The 17,743-nt window shown below is 71.5% G+C and carries 16 protein-coding genes; 5 read left to right on the top strand and 11 right to left on the bottom strand.

What is annotated here, in order from left to right; genetic code table 11:
• Nucleotides 1-7 precede the first annotated feature (7 nt).
• A complete protein-coding gene (locus ACGF3C_RS05910) occupies nt 8-1,213 on the bottom strand; it encodes a hypothetical protein (RefSeq protein WP_357228618.1) in 1,206 nt (401 codons plus the stop codon).
• Nucleotides 1,210-2,151, bottom strand: a complete 942-nt coding sequence (locus tag ACGF3C_RS05905; protein WP_357228615.1) for a transporter substrate-binding domain-containing protein — start codon at nt 2,149-2,151, stop codon at nt 1,210-1,212. The genes ACGF3C_RS05910 and ACGF3C_RS05905 overlap by 4 nt, the downstream gene beginning before the upstream one ends.
• 168 nt (nt 2,152-2,319) lie before the next feature.
• Between ACGF3C_RS05905 and ACGF3C_RS05900 the strand changes: the two genes are divergently transcribed.
• Nucleotides 2,320-2,661 (top strand): hypothetical protein, encoded by a 342-nt coding sequence (locus tag ACGF3C_RS05900; protein WP_357228613.1) that lies wholly within the window; start codon nt 2,320-2,322, stop codon nt 2,659-2,661.
• On the opposite strand, the gene ACGF3C_RS05895 is transcribed toward ACGF3C_RS05900, so the two are convergent.
• The 7 genes from ACGF3C_RS05895 to ACGF3C_RS05865 all read right to left on the bottom strand — a co-directional run bounded on the left by ACGF3C_RS05895 (nt 2,648) and on the right by ACGF3C_RS05865 (nt 10,603).
• Nucleotides 2,648-4,144, bottom strand: coding sequence for a serine/threonine-protein kinase (locus ACGF3C_RS05895; protein ID WP_357228610.1), 1,497 nt, complete (start codon nt 4,142-4,144; stop codon nt 2,648-2,650). The genes ACGF3C_RS05900 and ACGF3C_RS05895 overlap by 14 nt on opposite strands.
• A gap of 30 nt (nt 4,145-4,174) precedes the next feature.
• The gene (locus ACGF3C_RS05890) at nt 4,175-4,678 is read right to left on the bottom strand and encodes a hypothetical protein (RefSeq protein ID WP_357201220.1); all 504 of its coding nucleotides are present in this window, start codon (nt 4,676-4,678) and stop codon (nt 4,175-4,177) included.
• A 201-nt stretch (nt 4,679-4,879) separates the two neighbouring features.
• Nucleotides 4,880-8,506, bottom strand: a complete 3,627-nt coding sequence (locus ACGF3C_RS05885) for an adenylate/guanylate cyclase domain-containing protein (RefSeq protein ID WP_393219240.1) — start codon at nt 8,504-8,506, stop codon at nt 4,880-4,882.
• On the bottom strand, nt 8,503-9,339 hold the full coding sequence (locus ACGF3C_RS05880; protein WP_357228602.1) for an MBL fold metallo-hydrolase: 837 nt from the start codon (nt 9,337-9,339) through the stop codon (nt 8,503-8,505). Before ACGF3C_RS05880 ends, ACGF3C_RS05885 begins: the two co-directional genes overlap by 4 nt.
• 123 nt (nt 9,340-9,462) lie before the next feature.
• Nucleotides 9,463-9,924, bottom strand: a complete 462-nt coding sequence (locus tag ACGF3C_RS05875; RefSeq protein WP_355006000.1) for a RidA family protein — start codon at nt 9,922-9,924, stop codon at nt 9,463-9,465.
• On the bottom strand, nt 9,921-10,076 hold the full coding sequence (locus ACGF3C_RS05870; RefSeq protein WP_007466198.1) for a DUF4177 domain-containing protein: 156 nt from the start codon (nt 10,074-10,076) through the stop codon (nt 9,921-9,923). The genes ACGF3C_RS05875 and ACGF3C_RS05870 overlap by 4 nt, the downstream gene beginning before the upstream one ends.
• A gap of 44 nt (nt 10,077-10,120) precedes the next feature.
• Nucleotides 10,121-10,603: a hypothetical protein gene (locus tag ACGF3C_RS05865; RefSeq protein ID WP_355006001.1), complete on the bottom strand. Its 483-nt coding sequence runs from the start codon at nt 10,601-10,603 to the stop codon at nt 10,121-10,123.
• 592 nt (nt 10,604-11,195) lie between these two features.
• Here ACGF3C_RS05865 and ACGF3C_RS05860 point away from each other — a divergent pair.
• Genes ACGF3C_RS05860 through ACGF3C_RS05850 form a run of 3 tightly spaced genes read left to right on the top strand, consistent with a single transcriptional unit; the run spans nt 11,196 to nt 13,986 of the window.
• Nucleotides 11,196-11,777 carry a hypothetical protein gene (locus tag ACGF3C_RS05860; RefSeq protein ID WP_357233646.1) on the top strand — a complete coding sequence of 194 codons (582 nt, stop codon included), beginning with the start codon at nt 11,196-11,198 and terminating at the stop codon, nt 11,775-11,777.
• A gap of 26 nt (nt 11,778-11,803) precedes the next feature.
• Nucleotides 11,804-12,781, top strand: a complete 978-nt coding sequence (locus tag ACGF3C_RS05855; protein ID WP_357233642.1) for an ArsA-related P-loop ATPase — start codon at nt 11,804-11,806, stop codon at nt 12,779-12,781.
• A 53-nt stretch (nt 12,782-12,834) separates the two neighbouring features.
• Nucleotides 12,835-13,986, top strand: coding sequence for an ArsA family ATPase (locus ACGF3C_RS05850; protein WP_393219234.1), 1,152 nt, complete (start codon nt 12,835-12,837; stop codon nt 13,984-13,986).
• A 6-nt stretch (nt 13,987-13,992) separates the two neighbouring features.
• On the opposite strand, the gene ACGF3C_RS05845 is transcribed toward ACGF3C_RS05850, so the two are convergent.
• The gene (locus ACGF3C_RS05845) at nt 13,993-14,313 is read right to left on the bottom strand and encodes a WhiB family transcriptional regulator (protein WP_357183286.1); all 321 of its coding nucleotides are present in this window, start codon (nt 14,311-14,313) and stop codon (nt 13,993-13,995) included.
• 407 nt (nt 14,314-14,720) lie between these two features.
• Here ACGF3C_RS05845 and ACGF3C_RS05840 point away from each other — a divergent pair, with 407 nt between their 5' ends.
• The gene (locus ACGF3C_RS05840) at nt 14,721-17,150 is read left to right on the top strand and encodes a transglycosylase domain-containing protein (protein WP_393219230.1); all 2,430 of its coding nucleotides are present in this window, start codon (nt 14,721-14,723) and stop codon (nt 17,148-17,150) included.
• Between the two features lie 114 nt (nt 17,151-17,264).
• Here ACGF3C_RS05840 and ACGF3C_RS05835 read toward each other — a convergent pair whose 3' ends face one another.
• A complete protein-coding gene (locus ACGF3C_RS05835; RefSeq protein ID WP_357226925.1) occupies nt 17,265-17,720 on the bottom strand; it encodes a GatB/YqeY domain-containing protein in 456 nt (151 codons plus the stop codon).
• Between the last annotated feature and the right edge of the window lie 23 nt (nt 17,721-17,743).

The following is a 17,743-nucleotide window of genomic DNA, read 5'->3' as shown; positions in this document are numbered from 1 at the left end:
GCTGGGGTCAGGCTGGGGTGCGGCAGGCGGCGTCTATGCGGTGGACTGGGCGGACCCGACGACCCATGCCCTCCAACAGCGAATCCTCGACGTGGAAGTCGTGAATGCGCAGTTGGTGGCGGGGCAGCTCCTCCTCGCTCGGGCAGAGCACCTGGGCGCGGACCAGACCGACCGGAACGTACCGGACACCGCCCCGTTCCTGAAGGATCACCATGTTGACGTCGTCGGTGGTGACCACGTGCCCGCGAACGTCCTCGGTGGGCCCACTCTCCGCGCCCACCGTGGTGACGGTCAGCGGCAACACCGGCGTGGTGATCACCGGCACCGCAGCCCAGACCAGGGTGGCGAGCACCGCCACCTCGGTCACCGACGCCAGCGGCCGGATCACCAGGCCCGGCAGCGGCCCCGCGACGAAGAGCGCGAGCAGCGGGGGCACCACGATGAGCGCCAGCACCAGCCACTCGTCGCCCTGCCGCATCGCGTCGCGCATCGTGGGCAGCATCAGCCAGCCGTACCCGGCGAGCAGCGCGCCGATCAGCAGCAACCGAGGCGCGACCCGCTCGTGCAGCCGCGCCGGGCTCAGTTGGAACGCGGCCACGAACGCCGGCAGCAGCAACGGCAGATAGAGCAACGGCCAGGTGATCAGCGCGAGCAGGAAGCTGGCCAGCACCACCCAGGCCGGAGTGATGTCGGCCCAGCGGGCGAAGAGCGGGCGGCGACGGGTGCCCGGCGGAAGCCGGTCCGCGCTGACGGCCAGTACCGCGCCGAGCGCGAAGACGGCGACCAGCCCGGTGGAGAGCAGTCGCGCCGCCGTGGTCAGGAAACCGGCGAGCAGGTTCACCGGCCCGACGTTGGCCACCAGCAGCAGCGTGGTCTGGAGCTCCCCGCCGGCCTCCACGCCGAGGCGGAGCACCGAGAAGATCGCCGGCACGCCCACCACCGCCGTCCAGAACGACTGGCTGGCGCGGGCACGCCGCTCCGCCGGATCCCAGCGGACCCGCCCCGGCTCAACCGCGGCGACGACCGGCTCGGCCGGTTCGGCGACCGGCACCGCGGCCGGCCAGGCAACGTCACCTTCCGCGCCGACCGGACGATCGACGGCCGGCGGCGCTGCGGCCGTACCGTCGATCGCTGACGCGTCGCCGCCGGGCACTGACGTGCGGGGCGGCGGGACCGGTCCGTCGCCGCCGGTGGCGGTCGGCGCCGCGCTCACTTCGCGGGGGCCTTGTCGTCGAAGTCGACCAGCTTCGGCACCTCCAGCGGCTGCGGCTGGCGCTTCTCGGCCTTCAGCCAGGGGCCCAGGGTCCGGTTGTACGCGGTCTGCCAGGGGCTGGCATCTCCATCGCGGCCCTGTACGTAGCTCTTCTGCAGGAAGAACGCGACCAGGTCGCGCAGTGCGGGATCACCGATCGGCACGCCGATGCCCAGCAACTCGCTGGTGCCGAACGGCATGTCCACGAGCTCGAACTCCTTCGGGAAGCTGGCCAGGAAACCGGCGAGGATCGACTCGTCGGAGCTGACTGCGTCGTACCGCCCCTTCCGGATACCGTCGACGCAGTCGCCGACGTCCTTGACCACGAATGTCTTGACCTGGTGCTTCTCCAACTCGGCCTCCGTGGTGGAGCCGCCGCTGGTGCAGACCTTGTACGCCGGGTCGCGCAGATCCTCGATGGTGCGGATCCTGTCCTTGAGTCGAATCGGCACCATCACCTCCTGCGTGGTGACGAAGTACGGCCCGGCGAAGCTGACCAGCTGCTTACGGTCCTCCGTCATGGAGAAGCTGGACACCACCAGGTCGACGGTGCCACCTTGCAGCGACGGGATGCGGTCCTCGGTCGCGACCGAGACGAACTCCAGCCGCTGGTCCCCCTCGTAGCCGAGGGAGGCCGCGATGTACCGGGCGATCTCGACGTCGAACCCGACGTGCTGGCCGTTTCGCAACTCACCCATCAGCGGCTCGTTGGTGGCGACACCGATCCGCAGTTTCGACTGACCGTAGATGTGCGTCTCGCGCATCTTTTCCTGTACGGAGGGCAGGTCCGGCTCCTTCCGGCTGTCGCAACCGGCCGCGGCGGCGAGCACGAGAGTGAGAGCGACCGCCAGCGTCGACGCGATCGAGCGGAGCCGGGACTGCGAACTGCCTGAGTTCATGGGCGACCTCGCTACCGGAAGGGCCTGCGGAACACCGAGAGTAGCGGTTCTTGTCCAATCCGTGTGCGCGCGGTGGACGCTGTCTAGTGGACGGCGCGGATCGACGTCGATCTGCGCGGCGGTCGGCTCTGCGGTTGACAGCCGGCCAGGTCGCGACATGCTGGACACGTGAGCCGATTGTCCAGACCCGATGCGCGCACGGTGGCGGTGCTCGCGGCGCTGGGAGCCCTTGCGCCGCTGGTCATGCTGGTCGTGTGGCGCCGACAGGACCTCCTCGGCGTGGTTCTCGCGCTGCTCTGCGTGCTAATGACCATGGTCGCCGGGGTCGCGGTCTCGGCCGCCCGTCAGGTCGACGACCCGGAGCCGGCGGACCGGTCGGCAGCCATCGGGCCTCCCGAGCTGATGCCGTACGGGATCGACGCGGACACCCTCGATGCCCTCGACCCCAGGGACGCGTTGCGTGCGGTGCGTGACCGCCGACGCGGGTCGGACGGGTTCAGCGGCCGGTGAGCGTGGGCGCGGTGAGCGCGTCCACGCCGCGCCCCGCCAGACACCGGTAGGTCCGGTCGATGCTGCCGTCGATCGGCGGTAGCACCTCCAGGTGCCAGCCGGTCGCCTCGCCGATCCCGGTGGTCAACCGGAACGTCTTGGCGCTGCACACCTGCCGCACCGGCTCGGCGGCGGTCACCTCGTCGTAGTCGGCGCCAACCAGCGACACCGGCAGGATGCCCTCGGCGTACGTCTCCCAGGTGTGTCGGCCGGCGCAGGACAGCCGAGCCGCCTCGGCGCGGCTGCCGCGGATCCGCATCGGGCCGAAGCACTCCAGCTCGGGCAGACACCGGGCACCCTCGGGCAGGGCGGTGGGTGCACCGGTGCCGGTGGAGCAGCCTGGCAGCGGCCCGGTCGCCGGTGCGGCGATCTGGGTGGCCGACGGGTACGGGGTGGGTGGCGGTGCCCGGTCGGCGATCCAGGCACCGGCGGTCGCGGAGGCGGCGAGCGCGAGCACCCCGGCACCACCGAAGAGCCAGCGCCGCCAACGCCGACCGGTGGGGTCCGCTCGCTGAGTGTCCTCGATCGACGATCGGGGCACCGGCTGGCTGGCCGCGTACGGGCCGGAGAGCGTCGCGGCACCGCTGACCGGAGCGCCGCTGACGGGTGCCGCAGGCGAGCCGAGTGGGAGGTTGTTGAGGAGGTCGTGCAACTCCAGGGCGGAGGGACGCTCGCCCGGATCGTTGGCCATGCCGACGCGCAGCACGTCGATCAGCTCGTCCGGCACCCCGGGCAGCGAGGGGAGCGGCTGGTTGAACATCTCCAGCACGGTGACCAGGCTCGGGTTGCGCTCGGACTGCCAGCGCGGCGGCCGGCCGTGCATCACCGCGTAGAGGGTGGCGCAGAGCGCGTACACGTCGACGGCCGGAGACGGCGGGCTGTGGCTGAACATCTCCGGCGGCGCGTACGCCGGGGTGAGCACCTCCAGGGTGACCGAGGCGTCGCGGTGCTCGGCGAGGACGGCGAGCCCGAAGTCGGCGAGCACCGCCGAGTTGAAGTGCGAGTGGAGGATGTTCGCCGGTTTCACGTCCCGGTGCAGCACCCCGGCGGCGTGCGAGTGGGCCAACGCGTCCGCGATCTTGATGCCGAGGTCGCGGGCCTCCACCGGGCCGAGCGGTGAGGTGCGCATCCGTTCGGCGTACGAGCCGTCGCAGAGCTCCATGATCAGGTAGGGGTGCTGATCGACTGTGACCCCCACGTCGAAGAGGTCCACCACGTGCGGGTGGGACGACATCCGACCGGCCGCCCGCGCCTCGCGCAGGAAGCGGGCCTGATCGCGCTCGCTGTCCAGCGTCCGGTTCTCCACTTTGACGGCGACCTCGCGACCCACGGAGATCTGGGTGGCCCGGTAGACGGTCGCGTACCCGCCCCGGGCAAAGACCCGCAAATCAGTCAGGCCGGGCACGATCGGCACTGGCACGCCGCCGGTCGGGGTGTCGGTCACCGCTCGAAAATACCCAACCCGACCGATGGCTCAGCGCACCGCGTCCGCCGGAGCCGCACCGGCGGGACCGGTACCCTCCTCGGCGACCGCAGTCGTCCCGGCACCCTCGGACGATCCGACACCGCCGGCCGGGGTTCCCCGCCGGGCGTCCAGACGCAGACCGACGGCGGTGGCCACGGCGCCCAGCCCTTCCCATGCCGCCACCCCGAAGAACCGGTCGGGAGCTATGTCGGCCAGCACCGCGATGGTGAACACGGTGAACGTGACCAGCCGGAAGACCACAGTGAACCGGTAGAACGCCCGCCACTCGGTCACCGTGGCGAGCAGGTAGTAGACGCCCATGTTGAAGGCCGCCATCGAGGACGCCAGCAGGAACGTCCCGGTGTGATCACCGACGGCCCGCGTCGCCGGCACCTCGAACCCGAGCATGCGCAGTTGCGCCTCCGGCCAGAGCAGCCCGACCGCGCCCATCACCAGCGCCAACACGCCGAAGACCGCGATGGTCCAGCCCGCGATGGATCGCGGCAGCTTCATGAAGGGCCTCCCCAGGCACGGCGAGGGTCACCACTGTGGACCCGTACGCGGTGGTGACACGCTAGCCGCTCCCCCCGACCACCACATCCCCAGAACCGGCAGAACCCGGCACCCCCCGGGGTCGCGTTGATCAAGAGCTTTCGGTCACCGGCGGGCCGGAATCTGACCGAAACCTCTTGATCAACAGCGGTGGGCGGGGGGTCAGACCAGGGCGGACAGGCGGGCTTGCAGGGCGTCGGCTGCGGCTCGTTCGCTGCGCTGCTCGGTGGCGTACGCCAGGCGAACGGCCTCCTGCGCGCAGGACAGCGCCTCCGCCGGATGACCGCAGGCAGCCAACGCCTCGGCCAGCACACTCGCCGCGATCACCTGGCTACGCACGTCCTCGGCCGGCGCGGTGACCGCCCGACGAGCCCAGTCCAACGCCTGCTCCCGCTGACCGTGAGCGAGCAGCGCCGCAGCGTACTGAGCCATCGTCTGACGGCGGGAGAACAGCAGCGAGGGTGCGTTCGCGGCGGCAGTGGCCACCGGGGCGAGCAGCCCGACCGCTGTCGCCGGGTCGCCGGCGGCGAGACGGGCCGCTGCCAGCAACACCCGGGGTGCCACCTGCGCCGGGGCCTGCGGGTTGTGCGGCTCCACGGCGATCAGCACCGCGCGGGCCACCCGCTCGGCCGTCTCGCAGTCGCCCATGTCCAACGCGACGAAGCCGCGCAGCGTGCCGGCCATTCCGGTGAGCAGCGGATGCGAGGTGCGCTCCGCGTACGCCAGGGCGTCGGTGAGCAGGTCCGCAGCGTGCTCCGGCTCGCCCAGGCCGCGCGCCACCACCGCCCGGACCACCAGGGCGAACCCGCGCCCCCAGTCGTCGGACGCGGCGGCGAACTCCCGGTACGCCCGCCGGGCCTCCCGGTCCGCCTCGGCCAGGTCCCCCAGCTCGGCAGTGGCGAACGCCGCCACCGCCCGCAACGTGCCCACGGCCCACGCCTCACCGACCCGCTCGCCGAACGGCAGGAACACCTGCGCCATCCGACACGCCTCGCGCAGCCGGCCGGCGAGCAGCCGGGCGAACGCCGTGGTGCCGCGCAGCCAGGCCCGCCCGTACGGGTCCTTCAGCTCGGCGAAGAGTCGGGCGGCCCGGCCGAGCACCGCGTCGGTCCCGGCGAAGTCACCCCGGGTGGTGGTCACCCAGGCCAGGTTCTGCAGGGACCACGCCTGCCCGCGTCGGTCCTGCGCACCGAGGCTGACCTGGTACGCGGCCGCCAACCGGCTGCTCGCCTGACTCAGCCGCCCCGCCACGAAGTCGGCCATGCCGAGCCGGCGCATCGCCGTGGCACGCTGCGTGGGCAGTCGACCCTCGGTGGCCACCTGCAACGCCTCCTGCCAGGCGGTCACCGCCCGGCCCTGATCGCCGAGGGTCTCCTGGGCCTGCCCCGCCAGCAGGAGAGCACTGACCCGGGTGACCTCGTCCCCCGCGTTCGCGGCGATCTTCTCGGCGTACGCCAACGCGTCGGAGACCCGGCCGACCTGGAGCAACGCCCGCGCGTGCACCACCCGGTCGGCTGCCGGCACCCCGTCGCGGGCCAGTTCGGTGGCGCGCTCGGCGTACTCGACGGCCATGGCCGGCTCACCGGCGGAGATCGACCGGCGGGCGGCGCGTCCGAGCGCGGCCACGCCGAGCGGAACCACCGCACGGGCCGGCGCGTCCGGGCGCAGCTTCACCGCGTCGGCGAGCGTGGCGGCCCGCTCGACGTGCATCGCCACGAAGTCGTCCCGGGCCTCGTCGGTGAACCCGCCGACAGTGCTGACGGTGGCCTCGTCCGCCGGTGCCGCCCACCGGGCCAGCGCGGCGTGCCGCTCGGCCAACTCGGCCTTGCTCACCCCGGCGTACGCGGCCTCCCGCATGAGGGGCGTCGCGAACGAGTAGCCGGTACGAGAACGGTGCAGCATGCGGCGTTGCAGCAACTCCTCGACCGCCCGGTCGAGCTCGACGGCGACCACGGCCGACGGTCTGCCGTCGCGGCCACCGCGCAGCTCCCGCATCGCCTCCAGCGCGCCGGTCGGCACCGTGTCACCGGTGACCGCCGCGTCGCGCAGCACCGACCGGGCGTCCGGCGGCAACGCGTCGATCCGGGCCGCGAGCACGGCGGCGAGGTCCCGGGAGAGCAGCCGGCTGCCCAGCGACCCCGGCACCAACCGCCAGCCGTTCGCCCCGCTCTGGTCCCGATCGCCGGAGCCTGGCCGGTCAGCGGCGGCCCGGACAGATTCCGTGGTCAGCGCGCCCCGTTCGATAAGCAGGGTGACCAGCTCAGCCAGGTAGAACGGATTGCCCTGCGCGGTGGCGAGCAACCGGTCGGTGTCGGCCTGCGGCAGCTTGCCGCCGCCGAGGTAAGTCGTGAGCAGCCGGGCCGCGTCGGCACCGCGCAGCGGCGGCAGCGAGTGCACCTCGGCGTCCGCGACCCGGGTCAGCGCCCCAGCGGTACGCACCAACTCGGGGCGGCCGAGCAGCAGCACCAGCACCGGGCCGGTGAGCTTGGACAGGGTCAACCCAAGGGCACTGATCGTCTCGGCGGTGGCATCGTGCAGGTCGTCCACCACGATCACCAGCGGCGCCTCCGAGGCGAGCCCACTGAGCAGGTCGGCGACCGCGTTCGGCACCACCTCGGCGTCTGCGGCCGGAGTGCCCGAGCCGCCCCACTCGCCGCTGTCGCCGCCGGTGTGCGCCGGGAGTTCGGCGTAGCCGAGCAGGGCCAGCAGCTGCTCCGTGGCGATCGGTGGTGTCTCCGCGCCGGAGCGGGCGAGCCGCTGCCCGAGCCGGCGTAGCCGCTCCTCGACCGCCGGGCGGGTCAACGCGGTGGACGCGTCGCTGGGCAGACCGACGGCGGCCCGCACCAGATCGGCCAGGGGCGCGAGCCGTCGCCGCTCCCCGAACGCGGCACAGCGCACCGAGAGCACCCGGGCCCCGGTGTGCGCCGCGTACCGACCGGCACCGACGTCGTAACCGGCGGCGAGGCGTTCCACCTCGGCGGCGAACCGGGACTTGCCGATGCCTGCCTCGGCGGTCATCAACAGCACCCGCGGGTCGCCCTGGTCGATCACCTCGGCGAGCCGGCCGGCGACCCGGCCGATCTCCGTCTCCCGGCCGACGTACGGCGCCTCGTCTCCGAGCCCCGAGCGGGTGCCCGGCGCGTCCAGCAGACCCAGCAGCTCGTACGCCTCGACCGGCTCACGCTTGCCCTTGAGCCGCAGCGGACGCAGCGCCCGCCAGGACGACACGTGCCGGGTGGCCGCAGCGGTCCGTCCACCGGCGTAGACGGCCCCGACGGCGGCGGCGTCGGCGAGCCGGGCCGCTGTGTTCACAGTGTCGCCGATGACCGTGTACTCGATGGCGGCCTGGATGCCCGCGATGACGTCGCCGGTGTTCAACCCGACCCGCAGCCCGAGCGGAGCGCCGCCGCCCCGCTCGTCGTCGAGCACCCGGCGGACGGCCCGTTGCATGCTCAGAGCGGCCCGGACGGCGCGTTCGGCGTCGTCCTCGTGCGCCACCGGGGCACCGAAGACCGCCATGATGCCGTCACCGGTCAGCTTGTCGACGTGCCCGCCGAACGTCTTCACGGCACCGGCGAGGGCGGCGAGCACCCGGTCGGTGACGGCGCCGACGCGTTCCGGGTCGAGATCCTCCGACCAGGAGGTGAACTCGGAGAGGTCGCCGAAGAGCACTGTCACCACCCGGCGCTCGGCCGCCGGCAACGTGGCGGCGGCCGGCAACGCGGCGCCACAGTTGTGGCAGAACCGTGCGCCGGGAACGGCAACGGTTCCACACACGGGGCAGGTCACATGTGCTCCAACCCACTGACCCCGGGCGCGGATTCCCCGGTGTCGACGCCCAGATACTCCAACTGGGCCCGGACCGACCATTCGGCCGCCCACCAGAGTGAGCGGTCCACGTCCGCGTAGACCGTCGCCACCACGTCGGCGGGGGTGCGGGCGCCGGCGGCGACCGCCGCCCGGACCTGGTCGAGCCGGGCCCGGCGGTGCGCGAGGTAGAAGTCGGCGGCGGCGGCGCAGTCGGCCAGCGCCGGGCCGTGTCCCGGCAGCGCCGGGATTCCCCGGTACGCGGACAGCAGCTCCAGACTGCTCAGATAGTCACCGAGGTGACCGTCGGGATGGGCGACCACGGTGGTGCCCCGGCCGAGGATGGTGTCACCGGTGAGCACCACCCGCTCGTCGCCGTGCTCGACCAGGAAGCAGACCGAGTCGGCGGTGTGCCCTGGCGTCTGCAGCAGCCTGACGTGCAGACCGAAGCCACCGAAGTGCTCGCCCGGCTCGGTCAGCGGCTCACCACCGATGGTGTGCGCCGGGTCGGCGGCGAGCACGTGCACGCCGCCGAGCAGCTCACTCAGCCGGGCCGCGCCCTCGGTGTGGTCGGGGTGGCCGTGGGTGATCAGGATCAGCCCGACCGGGCCGTGCTCGGCGATCCGGCTCAGGTGCCCCTCGTCCGCCGGCCCCGGGTCGACCACGATGCCGGACTCGGCCGCCGGGGCGCGCAGCACCCAGGTGTTGGTGCCGTCGAGGGTCATCGGCCCCGGGTTCGGCGCACGCAGCAGTGAAACCCAGCGGGGCAACTCGTCGGCAAGCGCCGCCACCGCCCCCGTCACGTGCCCGCTCATGGCTGCGATCGTACGACCCCGCTCGCCACACCCCACGATCTTGCACTTGCGGCCCCTGATTCATCCCCGTTCAGGGCTTTCGTCCGGGCAGAAAGTGCAAGATCGGGGGGCGATGGGGACGCGTCAGGCGACCTCGACGATCAGCTCGATCTCCACCGGGGCGTCCAGGGGCAACTCGGCCACGCCCACCGCGCTGCGCGCGTGCCGGCCGGCCTCCCCGAAGACGGTGCCGAACAGATCCGAGGCACCGTTGATCACGGCGGGCTGACCGGTGAAGCCGGGCGCGGAGGCCACGAACCCGGTCACCTTGACCACCTTGACCACGTTCTCCAGGCCGACCAGCGAGTCGACAGCGGCCAGCGCGTTGAGCCCGCACCGCTGGGCCAGATCCTTCGCCTGCTCGGCGGAGATCCCGGCGCCGACCTTGCCGGTCGCCAGCAACTTGCCCTCGGCCATCGGCAACTGGCCGGAAACGTACACGTGCTGCCCGGACTGCACGGCCGGGACGTAACTGGCTACCGGCGGCACGACCTCGGGCAGTTCGAGACCCAGCTCGGCGAGCTTCGCGTGCGGACCGTTGCTCACGCCTTGGGCCGCTTCAGGTAGGCGACCAGCTGGTCCGGATTCGGGCCGGGGACCACGGCGACGAGCTCCCACCCGTCCTCGCCCCAGTTGTCGAGGATCTGCTTGGTCGCGTGGACCAGCAGCGGGACCGTGGAGTATTCCCACTTCTGCATCGCTGAAGGGCTCCCTCTCGGTGCGGAATTGTTCGAGGGACAGCCTACGGTCCGCTGGCCGGACGAGGTACGGGACGCTGCTCCGGCGCGGCCGGCAGCTCCCCGCAGCACCCTTCGTGCTCGTACCCCTGGGGGCAGCGGGACCGGTCGGGCAGCAGCAGGTCACAGAAGACCCGGTGCCGGTTGTTCTGATCGTCGGCGTTGGAGACGGTGGTCTCGCCGGCGTCCAACTCGGGCAGGAAGCCAAGGGACACCGCGACCCGGCCGGCCAGCACTGTCGCCGCCGCCAAATTCGGCACCCGGATCGGCAGGTGGATGACGAAGCCCGGCTCGTCGTCCTCGCGGGTCCGCTCGGCGGGCTGGCTCGGCACCCGGGCCGTCTCCGCCTGCTCCGGCATCCGGCGGTACGACCGTTCGTTGATCGGCTGGTTGGTGACCTGCCCGCCGGCCTCGACCACGGACCCGAGCCGGCGAGGCCGCTCGTTCGTCGGGAACTGGGTGCGAGGGATGTTGTCCGCGTCGCGCATGCACTGCCTCCGGTCGTACCTCTCGGACCATGCTTCCGGCCCGGACCCATTCGTCCGTTCCGGCCCCCCGCACGGGGACGAAGGTAGGTCTGTGGCCGCGGTCCCGCCAACAGGACGCGCACAAGAGGTCATCAACAGTCACATATGCGACACACCGCAGGTCGGAGGCCCGACACCGAAACCGGCGCGGGTACCGCTCACCGGATCGCCGGCCCGCTTCGACAGGCAGCGGCGACACCGATCCGGTCATCGACCGCTACCCTTCCGGTCGGACGGTCGCGCAGCGCCCGGCCGCCCGCTCGATCACGCTCGGCGCCAGGGGTGGCGGCGGGCGCCGCACCCCTGGGGGAACGACATGACCCACCCGCCCAGCGGCGACCAGGCCGGCACACCCGCTCACCCGCCGGCCCACCCGGATCCCGCCGGTCAGCCCGGCGCGCCGACCATCCCCAGCCAGCCGACCCCCGCTCCGCCGCCCGGGCAGCTCGCTCTCCCCGCCTCCCCCGCCCAGCCGGCACTCCCCGCCGCCCCCACCTCACCGGCCTTCCCCGGGCAGCCCAGCGGCCCCAGCCAGCCGGCCTTCCCCGGGCAACTGGGCGGCGCCGGGCAGCCGGAAGGGCCTGTCGGCCCCTCCTCGGCGGCCGCACCGACGCAGCCGGGTGCCCCGAACTCCTCGTCGATCCCCCCGGCCCCGCCGGCCTATCCGCCCTACCAGGGCACGCCCGCGCCGAAGAAGAAGCGCGGTCTGCTGATCGCGGCGATTGCCCTGGTCGTGATCATGGTGCTCTGCGTCGGGGGTGGCGTGGTGGCCTTCCTGACCCTGCGCGACGCCGAGACCGGCGAGGGCGCCAAGGAGCCGGCGGTCGCCGTCGACGAGTTCCTCACCGCGGTCTACAAGGATCGCGACGCGACCAAGGCGGCCGGTCACGTCTGCGCCGCTTCCCGCGACGACGACAAGATCGCCGCGAAGGTGGCCGAGGTGGAGAAGTACGCCTCCACCTACCAGAACCCGCGCTTCCGGTGGACCACTCCGAAGGTGGACAACCAGACCGGGGAACGGGCCACCGTCTCCACCCGGCTCACCATGACCACCGCCGACGAGAAGGTGGCCGACCAGGAGTTGCGCTTCACTGTGGTGCAGAAGACGGGTTGGTGGGTCTGCGAGGTCGCCTGACCGCCCAGCCTGGATAGGCTCGACGGGTGTGTGCAGCTGAGCGTCCGATCGACCCGGCCGGTACCGGGTGGCCCGCCCGTCTCCACGTGGTGACCGGCAAGGGCGGCACCGGTAAGACCAGCGTGGCGGCGGCGCTGGCCATGGCGCTCGCCGCCGGCGGCCGGCGCACCCTGCTGGTCGAGGTCGAGGGGCGGCAGGGCATCGCCCAACTGTTCGGCATCGAGCCGCTGCCCTACGAGGAACGCCACCTCGCCGACGCGCCGGACGGCGGTGAGGTGCGCGCGCTCGCCGTGGACGCCGAGGAGGCGTTGCTCGAGTACCTGGACATGTTCTACAAACTGGGCGCGGCGGGCCGGGCACTGCGCAAGCTCGGCGCCATCGACTTCGCCACCACCATCGCGCCCGGCCTGCGGGACGTCCTCCTCACCGGCAAGGTGAAGGAGGCCACCACCCGCACGAACGGGCAGCGGCGCGCGTACGACGCGGTGGTGCTGGACGCCCCGCCGACCGGGCGGATCGGCCGGTTCCTCAACGTGACGGCGGAGACGGCCCGGCTGGCCAAGGTGGGCCCGATCAAGACCCAGAGCGAGGGGGTCGCCGCGTTGCTGCGGTCCCCGATGACAGCGGTGCACGTGGTCACGCTGCTGGAGGAGATGCCGATCCAGGAGACGGTCGACGCGATCGCCGACCTGACCGCCCTCGGCTTCGGCGTCGGGAAGGTGCTCGTCAACGGAGTCCGACCGCCGCTGCCCGCCGGAGCGGCGGTCACCGCCGCCGAGTTGAAGCGCGGGCTGGTCGCCGCCGGGCTGCCGGCCGATCGGGACACCGTGGCCGGGTTGCACGATGAGGCGCGCGACCAGCTCATCCGGCGCGAACTGGAAGATTCGCTCCGCGCCGACCTGGTGGAGTTGGGGCTGCCGATGATCGAGCTGCCGTTGCTGCCCGACGGGGTGGATCGGGCTGGGCTCGCGACGCTGGCCCAGGCCCTCGTCCGCGCCGAATGACTCACACCTGAGCGCAGCACGGGCGCGCGGACCCACCGGCCCGATACGCTCGATTGGTGCCTTCCGAAGACGCGGCGCCGCAGCTGGACGTCGACCAGATCCTCGCCGACCCAGGCGTGCGGATCGTCGTGTGCTGTGGTGCCGGCGGAGTGGGAAAGACGACCACGGCCGCGGCGCTGGCGCTGCGGGCCGCCGAGCACCACGGCCGACGCACTGTGGTGCTCACCATCGACCCGGCCCGCCGGCTGGCCCAGTCGCTGGGCCTGACCGAGCTGGACAACACCCCTCGCCAGGTCAAGGGGATCGACGTCGAGAGCACCGGCGGCGAGTTGCACGCCATGATGCTGGACATGAAGCGCACCTTCGACGACGTGGTGTTGCAGCACACCGACCCGACGAAGGCCGCGGAGATCTTCGCGAACCCGTTCTACCAGGCGATGAGCTCGACCTTCGCCGGCACGCAGGAATACATGGCGATGGAGAAGCTGGGTCAGTTGCACGCCCGGGGCGAGTGGGACCTGATCGTGGTGGACACTCCACCGTCCCGCTCGGCACTGGACTTCCTGGATGCGCCGGCTCGGCTCTCCCGTTTCCTCGACGGCCGGATGCTGCGACTGCTGCTGGCTCCGGCGCGCAGCGGCGGGCGGAGCATGTTCAGCCTGGTCACGGCCTCGTTCGGGATGTTCTCGAAGGTGGTGCAGAAGGTGCTCGGCGCGCAGCTGCTCACCGACCTGTCCGGCTTCGTGGCGGCACTCGATTCGATGTTCGGTGGTTTCCGGCAGCGCGCCGAGCAGACGTACCGCATCCTCCAGGCTGGGGAGACGGCCTTTCTGCTGGTCGCGACGCCGGAGCCGGACGCGGTCCGGGAGGCTGCCTACTTCGCGGGCCGGCTGCGCGACGAGCGGATGCCGCTGGCCGGCCTGGTGCTCAACCGGGTGCACCGCCCGGCGGTCCCGGCGCTGGACGCCGAGCAGAGCCAGGTCGCCGCCGAGCGGCTGACGCAGATGGGTGGGCATGAGGCCACCGCCGACGTGTTGCGGGCGCACGCGGCGTTGGCTCGCCAGGCGGTACGCGAGCAGCAGGTCGCCGCGCGCTTCACGGAGGCCTTCCCGGCCGTGCCGGCGGTTTCGGTCACGGCGCAGCCCGCCGACGTGCACGACGTCGACGGGCTACGGACGATCGGCGCGGCGATCAGCCGGTCGTGACCGGCGTCAGTTGGTCGCGCTGACGAGAATCTTGTCCTTGCCGGCCTTGTCCTTGCTGTTCTTCTTCATCGCGGCCTCGAACATCTTGCGCCAGCTCGTCACCTGGGGGTGACGACGCAGCAGCGCCCGCCGTTCGCGTTCGGTCATGCCGCCCCACACACCGAACTCGATCCGGTTGTCCAGCGCGTCGGCCAGGCACTCGTACCGAACAGGGCAGCTCCGGCAGATCCGCTTCGCCACGTTCTGTTCGGCGCCCTGTACGAACAACGCGTCCGGGTCCCCGTTCTGACATGCCGCCAGTGACGGCCAGTCAGTGATCATGCCCATGTGTACACGTCCCCCCTTGCAGTACCTACCGACCTCGTCGATGCACGTCAGCCGGCAATTCCCCCCGATCGCCCGGCCTGCCTTCCCCAAGGCGGCGCGGACGACATCTGGCGCTGTCGCCGCCCCCATCATGCTCCGTAGTCGACTGATTACGCAACGTTGTCGACGAAATCCATCATTTCGGACAGTCCCGGCTTCCCGGGCCTTCGACCGCCGGTTACCCCGCCGAGGTCAGCGATAACGCTGCGCCGCCCCAGTGAATCGGAGGAGACTCACGCCAGGTCACACGCAACCAAGTAGCGGGGGTCGTGCGTTTAGCACAACGAGGGCAGCGCGCGCAGGAAATGGGGAAAGAACGCCCCAGCGCCCCTCGTTCCCTACTCGCGTACCCTGTCGAGGTGACCTGGATGCGGAAACGTGACCACAATGTGCTGACCAACGCCGCATCGCTACTCGTGTGTGGCCTGCTGGCCGGCGTGGTGGTCGCTGCGGCGGCCTTCCCCGCGGTAGCGATGTCCGGCCTGGCCGCGAAGGCCGGCGCCGAGACGTTCGGTGCCCTACCCACGGAGCTGACGGTGGCCCGCGCGCCACAGATCAGCTACCTGATGGCAGCGGACGGCAAGACACCGCTCGCGACGATGTACGACGAGAACCGACGGGACGTCAAGCTCGCCGACATCTCACCGTTCATGCAGAAGGCCATCATCGCGGCCGAGGACCATGACTTCTACAAGCACAACGGCGTCGACATCAACGGTGTCGCCCGTGCGTTCGTCAACAACCAGAGCGAAGGCTCCGGCCGACAGGGCGCATCGACGCTGACCATGCAGTACGTCCGGCTGGCCATCGCGTACTCGGCCACCCACCCGGCGGACGTCGTCGCGGCGACCGAGGACACCAGCGCCCGCAAGCTGCGCGAGATGCGGTTGGCCCTCCAGGTCGACAAGGAATTCTCCAAGGACGAGATCCTCACCCGCTATCTCAACCTCGCCTCGTTCGGCAACGGCGCGTACGGCATCTACGCCGCCAGCCAGGTCTACTTCGGTAAGCCGCCGAGCAAGCTGAAGATCGAGGAAGCGGCGTTGCTGGCCGGCATGGTCAAGGCGCCCACGACGAACGACCCGACCACCGAACTCGGCTACCCGCTCGCGCTGGATCGCCGCGACTACGTCATCCAGAACATGGTCGACATCAAGGCCATCACCCAGCAGGAGGCGGACGTCGCCAAGGCGACCAAGCTGGTGGTGAAGGACAAGCGCACCCCGAACGGCTGCGTCGCCGCCAACGTCAACAGCTGGGGCTTCTTCTGCGACTACTTCTACCGCTGGTGGATGGATCAGGAGACGTTCGGCTCGACCAGGTACGACCGGGAGCGCCGGCTCAAGAGCGGCGGCTACACCGTCGTGACCTCGATCGACGTCCAGGCGCAGCGCGCCGCGGACAAGGCGGTCCGTAAGGCCAAGAGCGAGAACAGCAAGGAAGCCGCGATGGTCGCGGTCGTCGAGCCGGGCACCGGCCGGGTGCGGGCGCTCGCGGTCAACCGGCAGTTCAAACTCGACGACCCGAAGAACCCGAAGAACAAGATCTCCAGCGATCCCGCGAAGAGCAAGAAGAAGATTCGGGGCAACTACCCGGCGACTGTCAACCCGCTGCTCACCGGTGGTGACGGCATCACCGGCTACCAGGCCGGGTCGACGTTCAAGATGTTCACCATCGTCGCGGCGCTGGAAAAGGGCATCCCACTCAGCTACTCGATGAACGCGCCGAAGCAGTTCAAGTCGGAATACATCATCCGCCCCGGTCCGGCAGCCTGCCCGGGGACCAGTTTCTACTGCCCCACCAACTCGACCGAGAGCATGGCCGGCCCACACAACATGTGGACCGCGTTCGGCCGGTCGGTGAACACCTACTTCGTGCCGCTCCAACAGCAGGTTGGCGCCGAGAACGTGGTCAAGGCCGCCAAGCGGCTGGGCATCAACTTCCGGTCCGAGGAAGATCTGACTCTGGAGAAGGGCGCGCACCAGTGGGGCGCGTTCACCCTGGGCGTCTCGCAGACCACCCCGCTGGACCTGGCCAACGCCTACGCCACCCTGGCCGCGGACGGCAAGTACTGCGAACCGATCCCGGTGCAGGAGATCCGCGACCCGGAGGGCAACAAGCTGGACATCGCCAACCCGCGCTGCGAGAAGCGGTTCAGCACCGAGGTGGCCCGCGCCGCCGTGGACGCGGCCCGGTGCCCGGTCGGTGACAAGTCGTCGTCCTCCCGGTGCGCGGGGGCGACCGCCGGAAACGTGCGCGGCGACGTCGGTTACCCGGTGGCCGGCAAGTCCGGCACCACCGACTCGGAGAAGACCGCCGCGCTGGTCGCGATGACCAAGCAGTACGCGGTCGCCGGCATCATGGCCGACCCGGACTGGCCGCAGACCAACGTGCAGATGAAGCACGCGGAGAAGGACGGCATCAACCCGCCGGTCTGGGAGACGCTGCGGGACGCGATGAAGGGCAAGCCGAAGGTTGACTTCGACGCGCCGGGTCAGAAGATCTCCCAGGGTGACCAGCGCAGCATCCCCGACGTCAAGTGCGTGTCAGTGGACACCGCGAAGTCCCGGCTCAAGGGCGCCGGCTTCGAACCGGTCGTCTCCAGCGCCAAGGTGCCGTCCTCCTGCAAGGCGGGCGAAGCGGCCGGCACCAGCCCCGACGGACGCACGATCAAGGGTGGCGTGGTCACCATCGAGGTCAGCAGCGGTGGCGGCACGCCGGGCAACACCGACGGCAATCCGGGCGGTCAGCCAGGCGGCCCGCCCGGGGGCCGACCCGGTGGTCGCCCCGGCGGCTGAACCGACGGGTAGGACACAACGGGCGGGCACCCTCAGGGGTGCCCGCCCGTTTCGTCTGTCCGGCTCGGCGGGCGGCTGCGAAACGTCGTGCCGCCCCGCTGACCCTGCCGGAAGTCAGAGACCGAGCTGTCGGCGTACCTCGGCGGCCACCCGACCACCCTCGGCCTGGCCGGCCACCGCGGCCTGGGCCGCCTTCATCGCCGGGCCCATCTGGGACTTGCCGGTGAAGCCGCCCGCGGCGAGCGCCCCCGACACCAGCTCGGTCAGCTCGGCGTCCGAGAGCTGCCTGGGCAGGTAGCGGTCCAGCACCTCACCCTCGGCGCTCTCCTTCGCGGCCTGCTCGGCGCGCCCGGCGTCGGCGAAGGCGGTGGCCGCCTCCCGACGCTTCTTGGCTTCCTTGGTCAGCACTGCGAGCACCTCGTCATCGGTGAGCTCGCGCTTGGCCTTGCCGGCGACCTCGGCGGTGCCGACGGCGGCCAGGGCCATCCGCAGCGTGGAGGTGGTCAGCTCGTCGCGCGCCTTGAGCGCGGTACGCATGTCGGCAGTGAGGCGGTCCTTCAGCGTGCTCATGGACGGTCAAACTACCCTGAACG

Origin of the sequence: Micromonospora sp. NPDC047762 (assembly GCF_043204655.1) — a bacterium.
In the GTDB taxonomy this organism is placed as follows: Bacteria; Actinomycetota; Actinomycetes; order Mycobacteriales; family Micromonosporaceae; genus Micromonospora.
This window is presented reverse-complemented; position numbering and strand designations above follow the sequence as displayed.

What these genes read in the sequence shown, in the direction of transcription:
- ACGF3C_RS05845 (WP_357183286.1), bottom strand. Translation starts at nt 14,313, where the DNA reads ATGGGCATGATCACTGACTGGCCGTCACTGGCGGCATGTCAGAACGGG.
- ACGF3C_RS05870 (WP_007466198.1), bottom strand. Translation starts at nt 10,076, where the DNA reads ATGCAGAAGTGGGAATACTCCACGGTCCCGCTGCTGGTCCACGCGACC.
- ACGF3C_RS05865 (WP_355006001.1), bottom strand. Translation starts at nt 10,603, where the DNA reads ATGCGCGACGCGGACAACATCCCTCGCACCCAGTTCCCGACGAACGAG.
- ACGF3C_RS05835 (WP_357226925.1), bottom strand. Translation starts at nt 17,720, where the DNA reads ATGAGCACGCTGAAGGACCGCCTCACTGCCGACATGCGTACCGCGCTC.
- ACGF3C_RS05905 (WP_357228615.1), bottom strand. Translation starts at nt 2,151, where the DNA reads ATGAACTCAGGCAGTTCGCAGTCCCGGCTCCGCTCGATCGCGTCGACG.
- ACGF3C_RS05840 (WP_393219230.1), top strand. Translation starts at nt 14,721, where the DNA reads ATGCGGAAACGTGACCACAATGTGCTGACCAACGCCGCATCGCTACTC.
- ACGF3C_RS05890 (WP_357201220.1), bottom strand. Translation starts at nt 4,678, where the DNA reads ATGAAGCTGCCGCGATCCATCGCGGGCTGGACCATCGCGGTCTTCGGC.
- ACGF3C_RS05880 (WP_357228602.1), bottom strand. Translation starts at nt 9,339, where the DNA reads ATGAGCGGGCACGTGACGGGGGCGGTGGCGGCGCTTGCCGACGAGTTG.